Here is a 17,809-nt window from a genome sequence, read left to right on the forward strand (position 1 = left end):
ATCACTCCGAAAGGTCGAGCCCGGGCCAGCGCTCGTCCGCGACCTCGTGGGCGACGCGGAGGTCGCCGTCGGGTCCGACGTGTCGCACCTCGCAAGCCATCGAGAATCCCGTCCGCGCACGGACCTTGTTGCGTGCTGTCGCGATGAGACGGAGGACGTCGTCGTCGCTGGCGGTGCCGAGGTTCACGATGAAATTCGCGTGCTTCGGTGAGATCTGCGCCGCGCCCTCTGCGAGACCCTTCAGCCCCGCGGTCTCGATCGCGCGCCCGGGCGGGCCGACGACATCGTACATGCCGGGGTCGGAGAGGAACACCGACCCGCCGCTCGGCAGGTCGAGCGGGAACTTGGCGGCGCGCTCCGCGATGATGGCGTCAATCTCGGCGATCTGATCCGCCGGCAGGGCGGACTCGAGCTCGAGCTCAACTTCCAGAATCACCGCTCGACGGCCCTGCAGCGCGGAATGGCGGTACGAGAAGCCGAGTTCGGGGGGTGCCCACCGCCGGAGAGTGCCGTCGGCATCGGCCACAAGCACGCTAGCGACATGGGTGCCGATGCCCTTCCGCTGGCTGCCACCGTTCATGAGCACGAGCCCGCCGATCGTCCCGGGTACGCCGCCGGCGTGCGAGATTCCGCCGAGTCCTGCCTCGGCAAGCTGCCTAACGAGTTCAGGGACGCGGGCGCCAGCCTGGACGCGCACGCGTGTTCCTTCGATGCTCACCTGCGCGAGCTTCGGGCCGATGCGCAGGAGCACGCCGCGGAAGCCACGGGAGTCGAAGAAGAGATTCGTCGTCTCTCCGATCACCAGTACCGGCTCGGGCCGCTGGCCCATCAGACGCAGGAACGCCGCAACCTGCTCGAAGTTCTCAGGCTCGACCACGATGTCGGCCGGTCCGCCGATGCGCCACGACGAGGCCTGTGCCAAGTCGAGTCCGACGTGGACTCCTCCGGGCGCGATCTCCTTCAACGCTACGACGAGCCTAGGGTCGAGCGACGGGCCGGGAGCCACTCGCGTCGGCAGTCCCAGAGCCCCCCGGGCAGACGTCTCGTTTGGCGGATGGGGCAACTACAGACTTTCAGGTCGCGGGGTGGGGAGGATTCGGCGGCTGGAAAACCGGCCGATAAGCTGGACGATGTGCCAGATTACCAGAGACTGACAGTGTCGAAATCGTCACTGAACGGCCGCGTCAGCGTGGCAGGAGCGAAGAATTCCGCGCTCCGGCTGCTTGCCGCGTCCATCCTCACCGACGCGCCGGTCCACCTCACCAACTACCCGTCCGGCCTGCTCGATGCCCAGATCCATGTCGGAATGCTCGAGGCGCTCGGCAAGTCCGTGCAGCCCACCGGGATCGACTCGGTCCGGATCACCCAGGTGGCGCCGCTGACGACGCGACTCGTCTGGCCCGGTCGCTCGATTCGCAACACTCTGCTCATTCTCGGCGCACTCACAGCCCGCTACGGCGCGGCGGCGGTTCCGCTTCCGGGCGGATGCCGTCTCGGGGAGCGGCAGTACGACATTCACGTGAGCCTGCTCGAGCAGCTCGGCGCGCGCGTGTGGGACGACGAGAGCTACCTCTACGCCGAGGCGCCGAACGGGCTCGTCGGCACCGACGTGCACCTGCGCCTGCGTTCGACCGGCGCCACCGAGAACGCCATCCTCGCGGCGACCCTGGCCAAGGGTGCGACCCGCGTGTGGAATCCGCACATCCGCCCGGAGGTCCTCGACCTCGTGTCGATGCTCAATGCGATGGGCGCGAAGATCGTCGTCCACGGCCAGGAGCACATCGAGATCGAGGGCGTCGAAGCTCTGCACGAGGTCGACTACGCCGTGATGCCCGACAACATGGAGGCGTTGACGTGGCTCATCGCGGCGAGTGTCACGGGCGGCGAGGTTGAGATCGTCGACTTCCCGGTGCGCGACCTCGAGGTGATCCTCGCCCACCTTCGCTCGGCGGGTGCGACGTACGTCGAGCGGAACGGCTCTCTCGTCGTACGCGGAGAACACTGCTACCCGTTCGAGATCAGCACCGGACCCCACCCCGGCATCAACTCGGATGTGCAGCCGGTCATGGCGGCGTGGGCCGCCAGGGCGCGAGGCGAGTCGCGCATCATCGACCTGCGCTTCCCCGGACGCTACGGCTACGCGGATGAGTTGGCGAAGATGGGCGTGACCTCGCGCGTCGACGGCGAGTGGCTGCTGATCGACGGAGCCGACGGCAAGCTGACGGGGGCGTCAGTGCGGGCGCTCGATCTGCGCGCGGGTGCCGCGCTCGCCATCTGCGGTCTCATGGCGGAGGGCGAGACCACAGTCACGGATGCCTGGCAGATCTCGCGCGGGTACGTCGATTTCGCGGAGAAGCTCCGGTCGCTCGGTGGGAACGCCGAATGGCTTTGAAGTACTTCGTCACCGGCGTCGCCGGGTTCATCGGATTCCACCTCGCGTGCAGGCTGCTCGCCGATGGCCACGTCGTCCGCGGCCTCGACGCGGTCACCGAGTACTATGACCCCGCCCTGAAGGAAGCCCGGCTCGCGGTGCTCGACCAGCACCCGAACTTCAGCTGGGTGCGCGGCAGGCTCGAGGACCCAGCCGCGATGGCCGAGGCTCTGGACGGTCATGATCTGGACGTCTGGGTTCATCTGGCCGCCCAAGCAGGTGTCCGGTACAGCCTGGAGAACCCCGAGAGCTACATAAGTGCGAACCTCGTCGGCACCCAGGCGATCCTGGAGGCTGCGCGGGCACGGTCGCCTCGCCATCTGATGATCGCGTCGACGTCGTCGGTCTATGGAGGCAACCAGAAGGTGCCGTTCAGCGAGACCGACCCTGCCCACTTCCCCGTCTCGCTCTACGCGGCGACGAAGAAGTCGGGTGAGGCGCTGAGCCACTCGTACGCCCACCTGTTCGACATCCCCACCACCTGCTTCCGGTTCTTCACGGTTTACGGGCCGTGGGGCCGGCCGGACATGGCCCTCTTCAAGTTCGTCGAGCGAATCGAGCGCGATGAGCCCATCGATGTGTATGGCGAGGGCCGGATGTCGCGCGACTTCACCTATGTCGACGACCTCGTCGAGGGCATCGTCGACCTCGCCTCGTGCGTCCCCGAGTCGGGGAAGCCGGTCGGCCCTGAGGGGCTGGACTCGCTCTCGCCGGTGGCTCCATGGCGAGTGGTGAACATCGCTGGCGGCAGTCCCACCGGACTGATGGCCTTCATCGAAGCAGTCGAACGGGTCACCGGGAAGGTCGCGCGCAAGAACATGCTGCCCATGCAACCGGGTGACGTGGCGATGACGATGGCGGATCCGACGCTGCTGCGCGAACTCGTCGGTGCGGTGCCCGAGACGTCCCTCGAGGACGGCGTTCGCGCCTTCGTCGAGTGGTACGCCGACTACCGACGTTCGCGATGACGATGCGGCGGAACGTGCAGGAGTTCCTGGGGGTGCTCGTCGGTGCGCCCGGGCCGAGCGTGCGTCTGCGGCTGAGGCGGATCGGCACGCTGCGTGACGCCGGGCACCCCCTTCTCGCGCGATTCGTGTCGGAGCGTCTCGCTCGCCGATTCGGCGTCTACGTCAATCCGAATGCGACGTTCCCGTCGACGATGCGGATGCCCCACCCCGTGGGCATCGTGATCGGCGAGGGCGTGCGCATCGGCGAGCGCGTGAGCATCTATCAGAACGTCACCCTCGGTGGCGCGCGGGTCGGGGACTGGCAGGCAGGAAACTATCCCGAGGTCGGTGACGACACCGTCATCTTCGCCGGCGCGGTGATCGTGGGTGCGGTCAAGATCGGTCGGAACGCCGTCATCGCCGCGAACGCGGTCGTGACCAAGGACGTTCCCGACTTTGCGACGGTCGCGGGCGTCCCCGCCAGGATCATCCGCATCGACCAGCCGGATGGCGACTAGCCTCCATCACGCGTCGTTGGCTCGCGACGGCTGGGATCCTCCCTTGGCGGCAAGTCGCGCGAAGCGGGTCAGCGTCCGCACGTCCGAGCGTACCCGACGTGAGATCAGGGCGATGCAGCACCACGCAGCGGCCGCCGCGACCCCGAGGATCACGACCCACAGCGGCGCAAACGGAACGAGCAGTGTCACCAGCAGCGCGGCCGCACCTGCGGGCAGTCCAACGACTCCGACGATCCGGACGGCGTCAGTGACGAGCGGCCGCACCGGCAGTCCCGTCGTTCGCTGGACCCATACGAGCGACATCAGCCAGAAGACGCACCAACCCAGCGAACCCCCGGTTGCCACGCCGATGGGTCCCCAGAAGAGGCCGAGGAGGATCAATGCCACGATGATCGGCTGACCGACCAGGTTGAGTCTGAGCATGGAGCCCGCCTTGTCCTCGACGACGAAGATCCAGTTGGCGATCTGCTGGATTGAGCGGAACACCGAACCGACGGCGAGGACCGAGAAGATGGGCCCGGCCGCGGCCCAGTTCGCCCCCAGAAGCAGAGTGATCAGGGGCGTCCCGACACCCGCGGCCACGAGCAGCACCGTGGCGGTGACATACGTGGCGATGAGTTGCGCATCCCGCAGGGCCTTGATGTAGCGAGGTCGATCGTCGCGCACGCGCGAGAGCACCGGCACCGCCACACGGCTCATCGGGGAGTTCAGCAGCACGAGCGGTGCCACTGACAGCTGGTAAGCCTGATCATAGAGACCGAGCGGGCGAGCCCCGTACACTCGGCCGATCGCGATGCTGTCGATGTTGCGAGTCGCGTAGGACAGAAGCTGCACGCTGGCGAAGCTCATACCGAAGCCGAACAAGGCCCTCATCTCGGGGGCGCGTCGGGGTAGGCTCGGCCACCACCGCGCGAGCGGAATAGTGAGCAGGAGCGCCAGCACGGCCGTTGCGAGCTGCTGAACGACAAGGGCTGCCAGGCCCTGTCCGCCGGCAGCGACGGCGACCGCCAGTCCGAGGGCGACGGCGGGGGCCGCGACGTCGATGATCGCGAGCGCGCCGAACCTCAGGTCGAGGTTGATCGCGACGCGGAACTGCGTGGCGACCCCGTTGAGGAAGTAGATGGGGGCGATCCACTGAACGGTCTGAACGAGCACGTCCTCGCCGTAGAACGCGGCCAGCGGCCACGATAACCCGAAGACGCCGGCGGTGAGGCCAAGTCCGATGGCCGCGTTGATCCAGAACAGATTCGACCGCTGCTGCTGGGTGAGGTCGGTGCGGCGCAACGCGGCCCACGAGAGACCGGAGTCGCGCAGAATCTCTGCCACGCCGCTCACGGCCACGACCATTGCGATCAGGCCGAAGTCCGCGGGCGCCACCATTCGCGCAAGGACGATGGTCCCCCCGAGCAGAACGAGCGATCGCGTCAGCTGGGTGGCCAGTGTGATCGCGCTGCCTCGAGCGGCGCGGGCGCCGAGCGAAGGAGTCGGCGGCGAAGGGGAGTCTCCATCTGTCACGAGTCGTGGTCGCCTTTCATTCCACTGATCGATCCCGCTCACATCGCTCCAGAGATGGTGGAGGCGAGCCGCGCGGACGGAGACGACTCTACGCGGTGAAGTATCCAGCTCCGGCACCCGGTGGGGTTGACGCGCCCATGGGCGCGCAGCATCCGGCGTTGCGCCATAGGATCGATGCGTGCCCGGAACCCGGCGCGCGTGACGAACCAGGAGCCGCCAATGCACGCACCGACGAGGGCGCTGTGGCGCTGAGACTCCCGGCACGCCGACGGGCGCCGGAGCCGCCGCCGGCCTATCTCGTCTCCACCGCGGGCCACCCGAACTACGGCGACGAACTCATCGCACGCGCCTGGCTCGACCATCTCGCCGAGCGGCATCCAGACCGTGACGTGTGGCTGGACGGCCCCCGCCCCGGCCGCGCCGCCCACCTCTTCGCCGGGACGCACCCCCGGGTCCGCTTCACGGACACGCTGTGGGAGCTCGCGCACGGCAGCCCGTCGCACGACCCCCGGGAGGACGCGGAGCGCATCGCGGGCCTGGTGACCGGTCTCGGCTCGCCGCGATTCGATCCCGGGCTGCTCGCGCTCCGGGGGATGGCATCCGTGCACCTCCTCGGCGGCGGATACCTCAATGCCATGTGGCACGACAACCTCGGCGTCGTCGCGGCGCTCGCGGTGCTGCGGCGCGAATTCGGCATCCCCGTCCACATGACGGGCCAGGGGCTCATGCCGGCGGGCGAGTTCGGTCCGTGGCTGCGGGAGCAGGTCGCCGGCTTCGACGTCGTCGAGACCAGGGATGCCGAGTCGGCCGCGCTCATCGGCGGCGAGGTCGGCCTCGACGACGCCTTCCTCGCGCTCGACGTCGGCCGGCCCGTGTTCGACGAGCGCCCGTCCCCGGATCGCATGGTCCTGGTCCAGGGCGATCTGCGCGCGTGGGAGGACGAGGCGGCGGTCGCGTCGATCGCGAGCTTCCTCGCGGCCGCGCCGGAGGCGTCGCGCGGATTCGTCGAGGCCGTTCCGCCCGACGACATCCGCTACGCCCGGATGGTCGACCCGGATGCGCGCTTCTGGCCGTTCGGCCACATCTGGGCCGACGGCCTGCCGGCCCGCGCCGGGCAGTCGTGGCTCACGAGCAGGTTCCACATCCACCTGATGGCGGCCGCGGCGGGCGCGGCGGGCGTCGTGATCTCCGGGCGAGCCGGGTACTACGACATCAAGCACCGGTCGCTGCTGGACCTCGGGACGGGATGGACGATGGTGCCGGCGGGAGCCGATCTCCGCGATCCGGCCGTCGCCACGCGCGACGAGGGCTTCCCCGATCGGGCGCGCGAGCTCGCCCGGCGCAAGCGCGCGCTCGCGGACGCGATCTACCCGCGCTGACGAGCGGCCGCCCAGGCGTCCTCCAGTCGCATCGACTAGGATCGGGACGGTCCGCGGCGGCTCCGTCCGCCGCGTCGCCGTGTGCGCGCACCACGTCATCTCACGAAAGCAGCAGTATGGATCTCCTCATCGTCGGCTCCGGCTTCTTCGGCCTCACCATCGCGGAGCGGGCCGCGGCGGCCGGACGGAAGGTGACGGTCATCGACCGCCGCCCGCACATCGGCGGGAACGCGTACAGCGAGGCCGAGCCCGAGACCGGCATCGAGGTGCACCGCTACGGCGCGCATCTGTTCCACACCTCGAACCCCGGCGTGTGGGAGTACGTCAACCGCTTCACGCAGTTCACGTCCTACGTGCACCGCGTCTACACGAACCACAAGGGCGTGGTCTACCCGCTGCCGATCAACCTGGGGACGATCAACCAGTTCTTCCAGGCCGCATACACGCCCGACGAGGCGCGCGCGCTCGTCCTCGAGCAGGCGGGCGAGTTCGACGTGAAGTCGGCGGCGAACCTCGAGGAGAAGGGCATCGCGCTGATCGGGCGACCGCTGTACGAGGCGTTCATCCGCGACTACACCGCGAAGCAGTGGCAGACCGACCCCAAGGACCTGCCGGCGGAGATCATCAGCCGTCTGCCCGTGCGCTACACGTACGACAACCGCTACTTCAACGACACGTGGGAGGGTCTCCCGGTCGACGGCTACACGGCGTGGCTCGAGCGCATGGCCGACCACCCGAACATCGAGGTCAAGCTCGACACCGACTACTTCGACGCGTCGCAGCCGCTGAACAAGGCCGCCACGGTCGGCCAGCTGCCGGTGGTGTACACCGGCCCGGTGGACCGCTACTTCGACTACACCGAGGGTGAGCTGTCGTGGCGCACGCTCGACTTCGAGGAGGAGGTCCTGCCGGTCGGCGACTTCCAGGGCACGAGCGTCATGAACTACGCCGACGCGGACGTCCCCTACACCCGCATCCACGAGTTCAAGCACTTCCACCCCGAGCGCGCGGACCGTCACCCCGACGACAAGACGGTCATCATGCGCGAGTACTCGCGATTCGCCGAGCGCGCCGACGAGCCGTACTACCCCGTGAACACGCCGAGCGACCGCGCGGGGCTGCTCGCGTACCGCGAGCTCGCGCAGGGGGAGAAGGACGTCCACTTCGGCGGACGCCTCGGCACGTACCAGTACCTCGACATGCATATGGCCATCGGTGCGGCGCTGTCGATGTGGACGAATCGTCTGGCCTGACGCCGCGGTGATCCGGCGGCGCGTCCGGGAGCGGAAGGCGACTCGGCGCGGCCGTCGCGCCTGCTCGCTCCCGCTGGACGCCGAATCTAGACTCGACCCGTGACATCTCCGTCCGTCGGCGCGCCCGGCTCGCTGCGCCGCTACGCGCACTCGCTGTGGCTGCTTTCGTCGAGGGATCTGCGGGTGCGCTACTCGACGAGCGCGCTGGGCTACCTGTGGTCGGTGCTGGACCCGCTCGTGATGAGCGGCATCTACTGGTTCGTGTTCACGCAGGTCTTCCAGCGCGGCCAGGTGGGCGAGCAGCCCTACATCGTGTTCCTGATCGCCGTGCTGCTGCCGTGGGTGTGGTTCAACACGTCGGTGACGGACTTCACGCGCGCGTTCAGCAAGGACGCGCGCCTGGTGCGCTCCACGGCGATCCCGCGCACGATCTGGGTGGGCCGGATCATCCTGAGCAAGGGGATCGAGTACCTCTTCTCGCTGCCCGTCCTGGTCCTGTTCGTCGTCGTCACCGGCGCGCCGGTGGGGTGGGGGCTCCTGTGGCTGCCGGTCGCCGTGCTGCTGCAGACGCTGCTGCTGATCGGGCTGGGGCTGCTCCTGGCGCCGCTCTGCGTGCTGTGGGCGGACCTCGAGCGGACGACGAAGCTCGTCATGCGCGCGCTCTTCTACGCGTCGCCGATCATCTACGACGTCTCCGACCTTCCCGGGGCATTCGCCCAGATCGCCGCCTTCAATCCCCTGGCGGGGATCTTCACGCTCTATCGGATGCCGTTCTTCCCGGAGCTGTGGAACACGCCGTCGGTCGTGATGGCGGTCGTGATGACGGCGGTCGTCCTGGTGGCCGGCTGGTACACGTTCCGCGCGCTCGAGCGCCCCGTGCTGAAGGAGCTCTGATGCAGACCGCCGCGATCGAGGTCCGCGACCTCGGGATCCTCTTCCGCCGCAATCGCCGCGGACGCCGGAGCATCAAGGACCTCTTCGGCGGGGCGTCCCGCCGCACGCGTCCCGGCGAGTTCTGGGCGCTGCGCGAGGTGTCGTTCCAGGTGTCGCCCGGTGAGGCGATCGGCGTCATCGGCCGCAACGGGCAGGGAAAGTCCACCCTGCTCAAGCTCGTCGCCGGCGTGCTGCTGCCCGATGAGGGCCGCGTCGACGTCAACGGCGGCGTCGCGCCCCTCATCGAGATCACCGGCGGCTTCGTCGGGGACCTGACGGTGCGCGAGAACGTGCGTCTGACGGCGGGACTGCACGGCATGTCGAAGGACGAGGTCGCGCGCCGGTACGACGGGATCATCGACTTCGCCGAGCTCGACGACTTCCAGGACACGCCCTACAAGCACCTGTCCAACGGCATGAAGGTGCGCCTGGCGTTCTCGGTCGTCTCGCAGCTCGAAGAGCCCATCCTGCTCGTCGACGAGGTGCTCGCCGTCGGCGACAAGGCGTTCCGCGAGAAGTGCTACACGCGCATCGACGAGCTGCTCGCCGAGGGCCGCACGCTGTTCTTCGTCAGCCACAACGAGCGGGACCTGCGCCGGTTCTGCACACGCGGACTGTACCTCCGCGAGCACCGCCTGGTGATGGACGGTCCCCTCGGCGACGTCCTGGACCGCTACAACGCCGACACCGGCATGGGCTGACCGCCGCCCGCCCGCGCGCGGTCAGCGGTCGTTGAGGGTGCCGGCGGCGACGGTGCGGTTGGTGGCTTCGTCGATGAGGACGAAGCTGCCGGTGGTGCGGTTGCGGCTGTAGGGGTCTGCGACCAGGGGCGTGGTAGTGCGCAGCGTGACCCTGCCGATCTCGTTGAGTCCGAGGGTGTGGATGCCCTCGGCGCGGTGGAGGGTGTTCACGTCGAGCTGGTAGTGGATGTTCTTCACGATGGTGCGGGCCGCGCGGGTGGTGTGCAGGACCGACAGCTTCTGGCCGACCGCGAGGGGGTGCTCGTCCATCCAGCAGATCGTCGCGTCGATGTCCTGGGTGACGTCGGGCCTGTTCGCGGGCCGGCAGATGACGTCGCCGCGGGAGATGTCGATCTCGTCTTCGAGGCGGATCGTGACGGACATGGGCGGGAAGGCCTCGTCGACGGGCCCGTCGGCGGTGTCGATCGACGCGATCGTGGACGTGAGTCCCGACGGGAGGACGAGGACCTCGTCGCCGGGCTTGAGGACGCCGGAGGCGACCTGGCCGGCGTAGCCGCGGTAGTCGCGGTGCTTGGACTGCTGCGGGCGGATGACGTACTGGACGGGGAACCGGACGTCCTGCAGGTTCCGGTCGGAGGAGATGTAGACGTTCTCGAGGTGGTGGAGGAGGTTCGAGCCCTCGTACCAGGGCATGTTCTCGGACCTGGTGACGACGTTGTCGCCCGTGAGCGCCGACACCGGGATCGCGGTCAGGTCGGTGACGTTGAGCTTCGACGCGAACGCGAAGAACTCGTCCCTGATGCTCTCGAACACGTCCTGGGACCAGTCGACGAGGTCCATCTTGTTCACCGCGAGCACGATATGCGGGACCCGCAGCAGAGACGCGATGGTCGCGTGCCGGCGGGACTGCTCGAGGATGCCCTTGCGGGCGTCGACGAGCACGATGGCGAGATCCGCGGTGGAGGCGCCGGTGACCATGTTCCGGGTGTACTGCGCGTGCCCGGGGGTGTCGGCGATGATGAACTTGCGCTTCGGGGTCGCGAAGTACCGATACGCGACATCGATCGTGATGCCCTGCTCCCGTTCGGCCCGCAGCCCGTCGGTGAGGAGGGCGAGGTCGACGTATTCGTCGCCCCGGTCCCGGCTGGTGGCCTCGACGGACTCGAGCTGGTCCTCGAAGATCGACTTCGAGTCGTACAGCAGCCGGCCGATGAGCGTGCTCTTGCCGTCGTCGACCGACCCCGCGGTCGCGAAACGCAACATATCCATGGTGCTCAGAAATATCCCTGCTTCTTGCGGTCTTCCATCGCCGCCTCCGACACCTTGTCATCGCCCCGCGTCGCACCGCGTTCGGTGATGCGGGTGGCGGCGATCTCCTCGATCACCATCTCGATCGTCACCGCGTCCGACGCGACCGCCGCCGTCAGCGTCGCGTCGCCGACGGTGCGGTAGCGCACCATCCGTGTTGTCACGATCTCGCCCTCCTTGGGGCGGCAGAACTCGTTCGCGGCGAACAGCATCCCGCCCCGCTCGAACACGTCCCGCTCGTGCGCGATGTAGATCGACGGGACCTCGACGTCGTGGTTGTGGATGTACTGCCAGATGTCCAGCTCGGTCCAGTTCGACAGCGGGAACACCCGGATCGACTCGCCGGGGTGCACCCGCCCGTTGTACAGGTTCCACAGCTCGGGACGCTGGTTCTTCGGATCCCACTGCCCGAACTCGTCCCGGAACGAGAACACCCGCTCCTTCGCGCGGGCCTTCTCCTCGTCCCGGCGGGCACCGCCCATCATCGCGTCGAACCCGTGCCGCTCGACCGTGTCCAGCAGCACCGGGGTCTGGATCCGGTTGCGGGACCCGTTCGGCTCCTCACGCACCAACCCCTGATCGATCGCCTCCTGCACCGACCCGACCACGAGCCGCAGACCGTGCCGGTCCACATGAGCGTCACGGAACTCGATCACCTCGGGGAAGTTGTGACCGGTGTCGATGTGCACGATCGGGAACGGCGCCGGCGCCGGCGCGAACGCCTTCATCGCCAGATGCAGCAGCACGATCGAGTCCTTCCCACCCGAGAACAACAGTCCCGGCCTCTCCATCTGAGCCACCACCTCTCGGATGATGTGGATCGACTCCGCCTCCAGCAGCTCCAGCTGCGACAGGGCGTACTGTGTGCGACTCGTCACGACGCTCTCTCCTCCTCGGCGCCGGCCAGAGCCCGGCCGATCACCGCCAGCAATTCTCCGGCCAGCTCCGGCCGGCACACCACCAGATCCGGCAGATACGGGTCGGCGCGATTGTAGATCAGCGGGGTCCCGTCCAATCGAGACGTGTGCAGCCCCGCTGCGCGCGCCACCGCGACCGGCGCCGCCGAGTCCCACTCGAACTGGCCGCCGCCGTGCACGTACGCGTCCACCTCGCCGGTCACCACCGCGCAGATCTTCGCCCCCGCCGATCCCATCGGGACCAGCACCGCGCCCAGCTCCGCGGCGGCCGTCGCAGCCACGGCCGGCGGCCGGGAACGCGACACCGCCATCCTGAGCGGCGCCGACGCGTCGCGGGGCGGGGGAGAGGGCACCGACGCGGAATCCAGCACGACGTCCGGACCTCCGAGTGCGACCGCTCCGTCGGTCAGCCGCCCGGACTCCCACAGGGCCACATGCACGGCCCAGTCGTGGCGGCCCTCCGAGAACTCCCGCGTCCCGTCGAGCGGGTCGACGATCCACACGCGCTCGGCCGACAGCCGCGCGGGCGAGTCCTTCGCCTCCTCCGACAGCACGGCATCGCCTGGCCGCGACTGGGTGAGCCGCTCGGCGATGTGCGCCTGTGCGCCGGCATCACCCGCGTCCTTCAGACCTCGCTGATCCTGCGGGTCGTGCGCTGCGCGGATGTCGAGCAGGATCCGGGCGGCCGAGCGCGCGACGGAGGCCGCCAGGGCGGCGTCTGCCGACGCTGTGCTGTGCATGGAATCCTCCGTGATCGGGCTCCTGCGAGGGAGGCCGGCGACGTCGCGGCCGCCAGGAACCCATGATAGGCGGGGCCGCCGTGCGCGCCGCGCGGTGGTGTCGAACGACGAAACACAGGGCGCGCGGGGCTCGGCCGCGATGCGTCCGCCGTGCGGCATAATCCCCACATGCGCATCTCCGCACGGGCCGACTACGCGGTGCGCGCGGCCGTGGCGCTGGCGCATCCCCGCGACGGCGGCGTGCTCTCGGCGGAGGCGATCGCCGAGGCCGAGGGGATCCCGGCCTCCTTCCTGGAGGGCATCCTGTCCGCTCTCCGCCGCGGCGGGATCGTCGAGAGCAGGCGCGGCGCGGGCGGGGGGTACCGGTTGGCACGGGATGCCGCCGACATCAGCGTGGCCGACGTGATCCGTGCGGTCGACGGACCGCTCGTCTACGTCCGCGACGTCCGTCCGTCCGAGATGGATGAGCGCGACCAGGCCCCGCCCCTCGTGCACCTGTGGGTCGCGCTCCGCGCCAATGTGCGCCGCATCCTCGAGGGCACGTCCCTCGCCGACGTGGCGTCGGGGATCCTGCCTGCGCATGTCCGGGAGCTCGCAGCCTCCGACGAGGCGTGGGCGAACCCTTCGTGACGCCGTGAGTCCGTCCCCCCTCCCGTCGGCCGAAGGCACCGGCTAATCTCTCACCAATCTGGTCGGATCAATCGGGAAACGGAGCCGAGGTGGATTGGGGACTCGCGGCCGCGGCGCTGGCCATCGGCATCGTCGTGGGGCTGACCGGCATGGGCGGCGGTGCGCTGATGACGCCCGCTCTGGTCCTCTTCTTCGGCGTGCCGCCGCTGGCGGCGGTCTCCAGCGATCTCATCACCAGCGCGGTGATGAAGCCCGTGGGCTCGATCGTGCACATCCGCCGCGGCACGGTCGCGTGGCGCATCGTCCTGTGGCTGGTCGTCGGCTCGGTGCCGGCGGCGTTCTCGGGCGCCCTCATCATCGGCGCCATCGGCCCGCTGACCGGAGTCGACGCGTTCGTGAAGACGGCTCTCGGCGTCGTGCTGCTGGTCGCGGCCGCCGGCCTGGTCCTGCGCGCCTACCTGCGGATGGCGGAGGACCAGCGCGTCGCGCGCAGCATGGCGCCGCCCCGCGCCGACGGCGGTGCGCTCGCGGTCCGTGCGCTGCCCACCGTGCTCGTCGGGGCGATCGGCGGGCTGATGGTCGGACTGACCTCCGTGGGCTCGGGCTCCCTGATCATCGTGGCGCTGATGGTGCTGTATCCGGCCCTGTCGGCCAACCGCCTCGTCGGAACGGACCTGGTCCAGGCGGTTCCGCTGGTGATCGCCGCCGCCGCCGGCCACCTGCTCTACGGAGAGGTCGACTGGGCTCTGGTGTGGCCGCTGATCGCGGGGAGCGTGCCCGGGGCGTTCATCGGCGCACAGCTGTCGTCGCGCGTGTCGGGCGGGATCGTCCGGCGGGCGCTGGCCGTCGTGCTGCTGGTCGCCGGCCTCAAGCTGCTCGGCGTCGGCAACGTGGCGACGCTCGTCGCGGCGCTGGCCGCCGTCGTTCTCGGTACGGTGGGGTGGATGTACGCCCGGACGCGCCACGGACTCAAGCCGACCCATCGGGAGGAGCTGCGCGCGCGCCGGTCGAGGGCGGAGGACGTGTGACCCGCACCGTGGTGCTGTCCGCAGCGCAGCTCAACGAACTCGAGCTGGTCCTCGCCGACGCGTGGGGCACCGGAGTGCGGTACGCGCAGCCGGGAGCGCCGGGCGCCCGGCTGCGCCTGTCCCTCGAACCGCTACCCGCGCACGGCGACCGGCTCTCGCTGGTCGACTCCGAGGGCACGGGCGTCGGCGTGCTCGAGGTCGAGGGATCGGACGGGGACGGTCACGTGTGGGGCGCCGTCGCGCCGGACCGCCCGCTGGGTCACCGCGATCGGCGGGAGCGTCGCGCGACCTTCGCGCCACGACGTGCCGGCCGTGCGGTCGTCATCACCGGCGAGGTCCCCGAGTCGGTCGCCGGCGCATGGCCGGACGGCGCCGCGCACGATGTCGTGGTGATCCTCGATCACGGCGACACGGCGGCGCTGGCGCGCGCCGTCGCCGATGCGACCGCGCTCGGTCACGAGGTCGCGGTGATCCCCGCGCCGGACGAGTCGGTGCGCGGCCACGGAGAGTGGGCCGAGGCCGTCGTGCACGTCTCGCGCGTCCTCGTCGCCGAAGAGGTGCTCCTGCAGGTCACGCCGCGTCCCGCCGCCCGGGGCCTGGTGATCCTGCTGACCGGCCTGTCGGGCTCGGGGAAGTCCACGGTCGCGAAGCGGCTCGCGGAGCGGCTGCCGGACGCGGACCCCCGCACCGCGACCCTGCTCGACGGCGACGAGGCGCGCCTGATCCTGTCGTCGGGGCTGGGGTTCTCGCGCGAGGATCGCGAGATGAACGTGCGCAGGATCGGATGGGTGGCGGCGCTGGTCGCACGCCACGGCGGGATCGCGGTGTGCGCGCCGATCGCCCCGTACGCCGGAATGCGCGCCGAGATGCGGCAGCGCGCCGAGGCCGTGGGCGGGTTCCTGCTCGTGCACATCTCGACATCGCTCGAGGTGTGCGAGCGACGGGACCGCAAGGGGCTGTACGCCCGAGCGCGTCGCGGAGAGATCCCGAACTTCACCGGGATCAGCGACCCGTACGAGGCGCCGCAGGACGCCGACGTCGTGATCGACGCCGGCGAGGTCGAACCGGACGCGGCGGTCGACCGGATCCTCGCCGCGATCGCGGCGCGCGACGCCGGCCCGACCGGCTAGGTGTACTGACCCGGATCGTTGTTGACGTAGGAGAGGCCTCCGGGGTCGAGTTGGAGCTGTCTAGTTCCCCTGCTCGTTCACACGGAGGCCTCTCGTGTCCCACGGTAATGCCCGGCTGGCGCCTGCCGGCAGGTTGATCCTTGTTCAGCGCATCCAGTCGGGGCGCGCGGTCGCGCACGTAGCGGCGGAGATGGGTGTCTCCCGCACGACCGCGTGGCGGTGGTGGCGCCGATACCGGGAGTACGGACCTACGGGTCTGGTCGACCGTTCCAGCATCGCTCACACCCATCCGCTCCGGACTGCTCCGTGTGCGGAGACGCGGGTGCGGATCATGCGGCACCTCACACGTCGCGGGCCGGTGTTCATCGCCGGCAGGCTCGGCATGCATGCTTCCACGGTCGGACGGGTGCTGCGCCGTCACCGAACCCCGTTGCTGCGGGAGCTGGACCCGGTGACCGGGACGATCATCCGCGCGACCCGCCGGTCCGCTGAGAGGTATGAGCACGACCATCCCGGGTCGCTGATCCACGTCGACGTGAAGAAGCTCGGCCGCATCCCTGAGGGCGGCGGATGGCGGCTCCACGGCCGCGGGGAACGCCCGAACCGCCACCGAGGTCTGGGCTACGACTACGTCCACACCGCGATCGATGACCACTCCCGCGTCGCCTACGCCGAAGTTCATGACGACGAGAAGGGCGCAACCGCGGCGGGATTCCTGGAACGTGCGATCGCGTTCTACGCGACCCTCGGCGTGAGCGTCGAACGGGTCATCAGCGACAACGCGTTCGCCTACCGGCACTCGAACGTGTTCCGAGCCGTGATCGACACCCACGGCATCACACAGAAGTTCATCAAGCCGCACTGCCCCTGGACGAACGGGAAGGTGGAGCGCCTGAACCGCACCCTCGCGACCGAATGGGCGTACTCGCAGCCCTGGACCTCGAACGCCGACCGCACCGCAGCCTTGCCCGCCTGGCTCGACTACTACAACCTAGACAGAACCCACCTCGGCATCAGAGGCATCCCCATCGACCGAGTCAACAACGGTCGAGGTCAGTACAGCTAGGGGCGCCCCATGCCGGAGTAGGTCCACCCGGCGGCGCGCCACGCGGCGGGATCGAGGCAGTTGCGGCCGTCGACGACGATGGTGCCGTCGACCAGGGACGCGGCGTGGGCCGGGTCGAGCTCCCGGCGGTACTGGTCCCATTCGGTGACGACGATGACGGCGTCGGCGCCGGTGAGGGCTTCGTCGCGGTCGTGCACGTAGGTGAGCTGGGGGTGCACGCGGCGGGCGTTCTCGATCGCCTCGGGGTCGGTGACGGTGACGACGGCGCCCAGGCCGTGCAGGCGCACGGCGACGTCGAGGGCGGGGGAGTCGCGGATGTCGTCGGAGTGGGGCTTGAAGGCCGCACCGAGGACGGTGACCTTCCGGCCGTACACGGAGCCGTCGAGCGCGTCGACGACCAGCTGCGCGGCGCGCTCGCGGCGGCGCAGGTTGATCTCGTCGACCTGGCGCAGGAACGCGACGGACTCGCCGCGGCCGAGCTCCTCGGCGCGCGCGGAGAACGCGCGGATGTCCTTGGGGAGGCATCCGCCGCCGAACCCGATGCCGGCCCCGAGGAAGCGGCGGCCGATGCGTGCGTCGTGCCCGATCGCGTCGGCGAGCTGGGTGACGTCTGCGCCGGTGGACTCGGCGATCTCGGCCATCGCGTTGATGAAGCTGATCTTGGTGGCCAGGAACGCGTTGGCGGCGACCTTGACCAGCTCGGCGGTGGCGTAGTCGGTGACGATGAACGGCGTGTCCTTCGCGATCGCGGTGTGGTACACCTCGCGCAGGACCGCGGTCGCCTGCTCGCCGGCCGGCCCCGCGGGGACGCCGGCGACGAGCCGGTCGGGGTCGATGGTGTCCTGCACGGCGAAGCCCTCGCGGAGGAACTCGGGGTTCCACACCAGCGTCGCGCCGGTGGGCGCGACCTTCTCGGCCAGGGCGGCGGCGGTGCCCACCGGGACGGTGGACTTCCCGGCGACGATGTCACCGGCGTTCAGGTGCGGGACGAGCGCGTCCACGGCCGCGTTGACGTACGTGAGGTCGGCGGCGTAGCCGTCCTTCTGCTGCGGGGTGCCCACGCCGACGAAGTGCACGGCGGAGCCTGCGGCGTCGGCGAAGTCGGTGGAGAACCGCAACCGGCCCGAGGCGATGCCCTCGGTGAGGATCTCCTGCAGTCCCGGCTCGAAGAATGGCGCGCGCCCGGCCTGCAGCGACTCGATCTTGCCGGCGTCGACGTCGATGCCGACCACCTCGTGCCCGATCGACGCCATCGCCGCCGCATGCACAGCGCCGAGATAACCACAGCCGATGACAGAAAGACGCACGGGGAA

At 69.7% G+C, this 17,809-nt stretch carries 17 protein-coding genes; 11 read left to right on the forward strand and 6 right to left on the reverse strand.

The features are described from left to right. Window position 1: 1 nt before the first annotated feature. Window positions 2-964, reverse strand: a complete 963-nt coding sequence (gene murB, locus HD594_RS08065; protein ID WP_221446581.1) for a UDP-N-acetylmuramate dehydrogenase — start codon at window positions 962-964, stop codon at window positions 2-4. Between the two features lie 192 nt (window positions 965-1,156). Between murB and HD594_RS08070 the strand changes: the two genes are divergently transcribed. Genes HD594_RS08070 through HD594_RS17695 form a run of 3 tightly spaced genes read left to right on the forward strand, consistent with a single transcriptional unit; the run spans window position 1,157 to window position 3,896 of the window. Then, a complete protein-coding gene (locus tag HD594_RS08070) occupies window positions 1,157-2,392 on the forward strand; it encodes a UDP-N-acetylglucosamine 1-carboxyvinyltransferase (protein WP_221446582.1) in 1,236 nt (411 codons plus the stop codon). Continuing rightward, window positions 2,383-3,399 (forward strand): NAD-dependent epimerase/dehydratase family protein, encoded by a 1,017-nt coding sequence (locus HD594_RS08075; RefSeq protein WP_246413928.1) that lies wholly within the window; start codon window positions 2,383-2,385, stop codon window positions 3,397-3,399. Before HD594_RS08070 ends, HD594_RS08075 begins: the two co-directional genes overlap by 10 nt. Further along, the gene (locus tag HD594_RS17695; protein ID WP_271171176.1) at window positions 3,396-3,896 is read left to right on the forward strand and encodes a serine O-acetyltransferase; all 501 of its coding nucleotides are present in this window, start codon (window positions 3,396-3,398) and stop codon (window positions 3,894-3,896) included. The genes HD594_RS08075 and HD594_RS17695 overlap by 4 nt, the downstream gene beginning before the upstream one ends. A 6-nt stretch (window positions 3,897-3,902) precedes the next feature. On the opposite strand, the gene HD594_RS08085 is transcribed toward HD594_RS17695, so the two are convergent. Further along, entirely contained in the window at window positions 3,903-5,675 is a 1,773-nt protein-coding gene (locus tag HD594_RS08085; RefSeq protein ID WP_338103851.1) for a lipopolysaccharide biosynthesis protein, read from the reverse strand. On the opposite strand from HD594_RS08085, the gene HD594_RS08090 reads away from it, so the two are divergent. The 4 genes from HD594_RS08090 (at window position 5,654) to HD594_RS08105 (ending at window position 9,677) form a co-directional block, all read left to right on the forward strand. Beyond that, window positions 5,654-6,790, forward strand: a complete 1,137-nt coding sequence (locus HD594_RS08090; RefSeq protein ID WP_184750449.1) for a polysaccharide pyruvyl transferase family protein — start codon at window positions 5,654-5,656, stop codon at window positions 6,788-6,790. The two genes, HD594_RS08085 and HD594_RS08090, sit on opposite strands and share 22 nt — an antisense overlap. Window positions 6,791-6,906: 116 nt before the next feature. Beyond that, entirely contained in the window at window positions 6,907-8,043 is a 1,137-nt protein-coding gene (gene glf, locus HD594_RS08095) for a UDP-galactopyranose mutase (RefSeq protein ID WP_184750450.1), read from the forward strand. Between the two features lie 99 nt (window positions 8,044-8,142). Then, the gene (locus tag HD594_RS08100) at window positions 8,143-8,937 is read left to right on the forward strand and encodes an ABC transporter permease (RefSeq protein WP_184750451.1); all 795 of its coding nucleotides are present in this window, start codon (window positions 8,143-8,145) and stop codon (window positions 8,935-8,937) included. Continuing rightward, window positions 8,937-9,677: an ABC transporter ATP-binding protein gene (locus HD594_RS08105; protein WP_184750452.1), complete on the forward strand. Its 741-nt coding sequence runs from the start codon at window positions 8,937-8,939 to the stop codon at window positions 9,675-9,677. Before HD594_RS08100 ends, HD594_RS08105 begins: the two co-directional genes overlap by 1 nt. Before the next feature lie 21 nt (window positions 9,678-9,698). Here HD594_RS08105 and cysN read toward each other — a convergent pair whose 3' ends face one another. From cysN to HD594_RS08120, 3 genes are read right to left on the reverse strand one after another with little or no spacing between them, the layout of a single operon-like run. Then, entirely contained in the window at window positions 9,699-10,946 is a 1,248-nt protein-coding gene (gene cysN, locus HD594_RS08110) for a sulfate adenylyltransferase subunit CysN (protein WP_184750453.1), read from the reverse strand. A gap of 5 nt (window positions 10,947-10,951) precedes the next feature. Further along, window positions 10,952-11,863, reverse strand: a complete 912-nt coding sequence (gene cysD / locus HD594_RS08115; RefSeq protein ID WP_184750454.1) for a sulfate adenylyltransferase subunit CysD — start codon at window positions 11,861-11,863, stop codon at window positions 10,952-10,954. Then, window positions 11,860-12,642 (reverse strand): 3'(2'),5'-bisphosphate nucleotidase CysQ, encoded by a 783-nt coding sequence (locus HD594_RS08120; protein WP_184750455.1) that lies wholly within the window; start codon window positions 12,640-12,642, stop codon window positions 11,860-11,862. Before HD594_RS08120 ends, cysD begins: the two co-directional genes overlap by 4 nt. 168 nt (window positions 12,643-12,810) lie before the next feature. Between HD594_RS08120 and HD594_RS08125 the strand changes: the two genes are divergently transcribed. From HD594_RS08125 to HD594_RS08140, 4 genes are all read left to right on the forward strand, one after another. Continuing rightward, window positions 12,811-13,272: an RrF2 family transcriptional regulator gene (locus HD594_RS08125; protein WP_184750456.1), complete on the forward strand. Its 462-nt coding sequence runs from the start codon at window positions 12,811-12,813 to the stop codon at window positions 13,270-13,272. 89 nt (window positions 13,273-13,361) lie between these two features. After that, a complete protein-coding gene (locus HD594_RS08130; protein WP_184750457.1) occupies window positions 13,362-14,300 on the forward strand; it encodes a sulfite exporter TauE/SafE family protein in 939 nt (312 codons plus the stop codon). Then, the gene (cysC, locus tag HD594_RS08135) at window positions 14,297-15,430 is read left to right on the forward strand and encodes an adenylyl-sulfate kinase (protein ID WP_271171174.1); all 1,134 of its coding nucleotides are present in this window, start codon (window positions 14,297-14,299) and stop codon (window positions 15,428-15,430) included. The genes HD594_RS08130 and cysC overlap by 4 nt, the downstream gene beginning before the upstream one ends. Before the next feature lie 94 nt (window positions 15,431-15,524). Then, entirely contained in the window at window positions 15,525-16,496 is a 972-nt protein-coding gene (locus HD594_RS08140) for an IS481 family transposase (RefSeq protein WP_184750458.1), read from the forward strand. Here the strand turns inward: HD594_RS08140 and HD594_RS08145 are convergent. Beyond that, the gene (locus tag HD594_RS08145; protein ID WP_184750459.1) at window positions 16,493-17,803 is read right to left on the reverse strand and encodes a UDP-glucose dehydrogenase family protein; all 1,311 of its coding nucleotides are present in this window, start codon (window positions 17,801-17,803) and stop codon (window positions 16,493-16,495) included. The genes HD594_RS08140 and HD594_RS08145 overlap by 4 nt on opposite strands. Between the last annotated feature and the right edge of the window lie 6 nt (window positions 17,804-17,809).

This window comes from Microbacterium thalassium (assembly GCF_014208045.1).
Classification (GTDB): domain Bacteria; phylum Actinomycetota; class Actinomycetes; order Actinomycetales; family Microbacteriaceae; genus Microbacterium; species Microbacterium thalassium.

Coding starts and splice junctions, on each gene's coding strand:
- HD594_RS08075 (WP_246413928.1), top strand. CDS start 2,383: ATGGCTTTGAAGTACTTCGTCACCGGCGTCGCCGGGTTCATCGGATTC.
- HD594_RS17695 (WP_271171176.1), top strand. CDS start 3,396: ATGACGATGCGGCGGAACGTGCAGGAGTTCCTGGGGGTGCTCGTCGGT.
- glf (WP_184750450.1), top strand. CDS start 6,907: ATGGATCTCCTCATCGTCGGCTCCGGCTTCTTCGGCCTCACCATCGCG.
- HD594_RS08105 (WP_184750452.1), top strand. CDS start 8,937: ATGCAGACCGCCGCGATCGAGGTCCGCGACCTCGGGATCCTCTTCCGC.
- cysN (WP_184750453.1), bottom strand. CDS start 10,946: ATGGATATGTTGCGTTTCGCGACCGCGGGGTCGGTCGACGACGGCAAG.
- HD594_RS08120 (WP_184750455.1), bottom strand. CDS start 12,642: ATGCACAGCACAGCGTCGGCAGACGCCGCCCTGGCGGCCTCCGTCGCG.
- HD594_RS08125 (WP_184750456.1), top strand. CDS start 12,811: ATGCGCATCTCCGCACGGGCCGACTACGCGGTGCGCGCGGCCGTGGCG.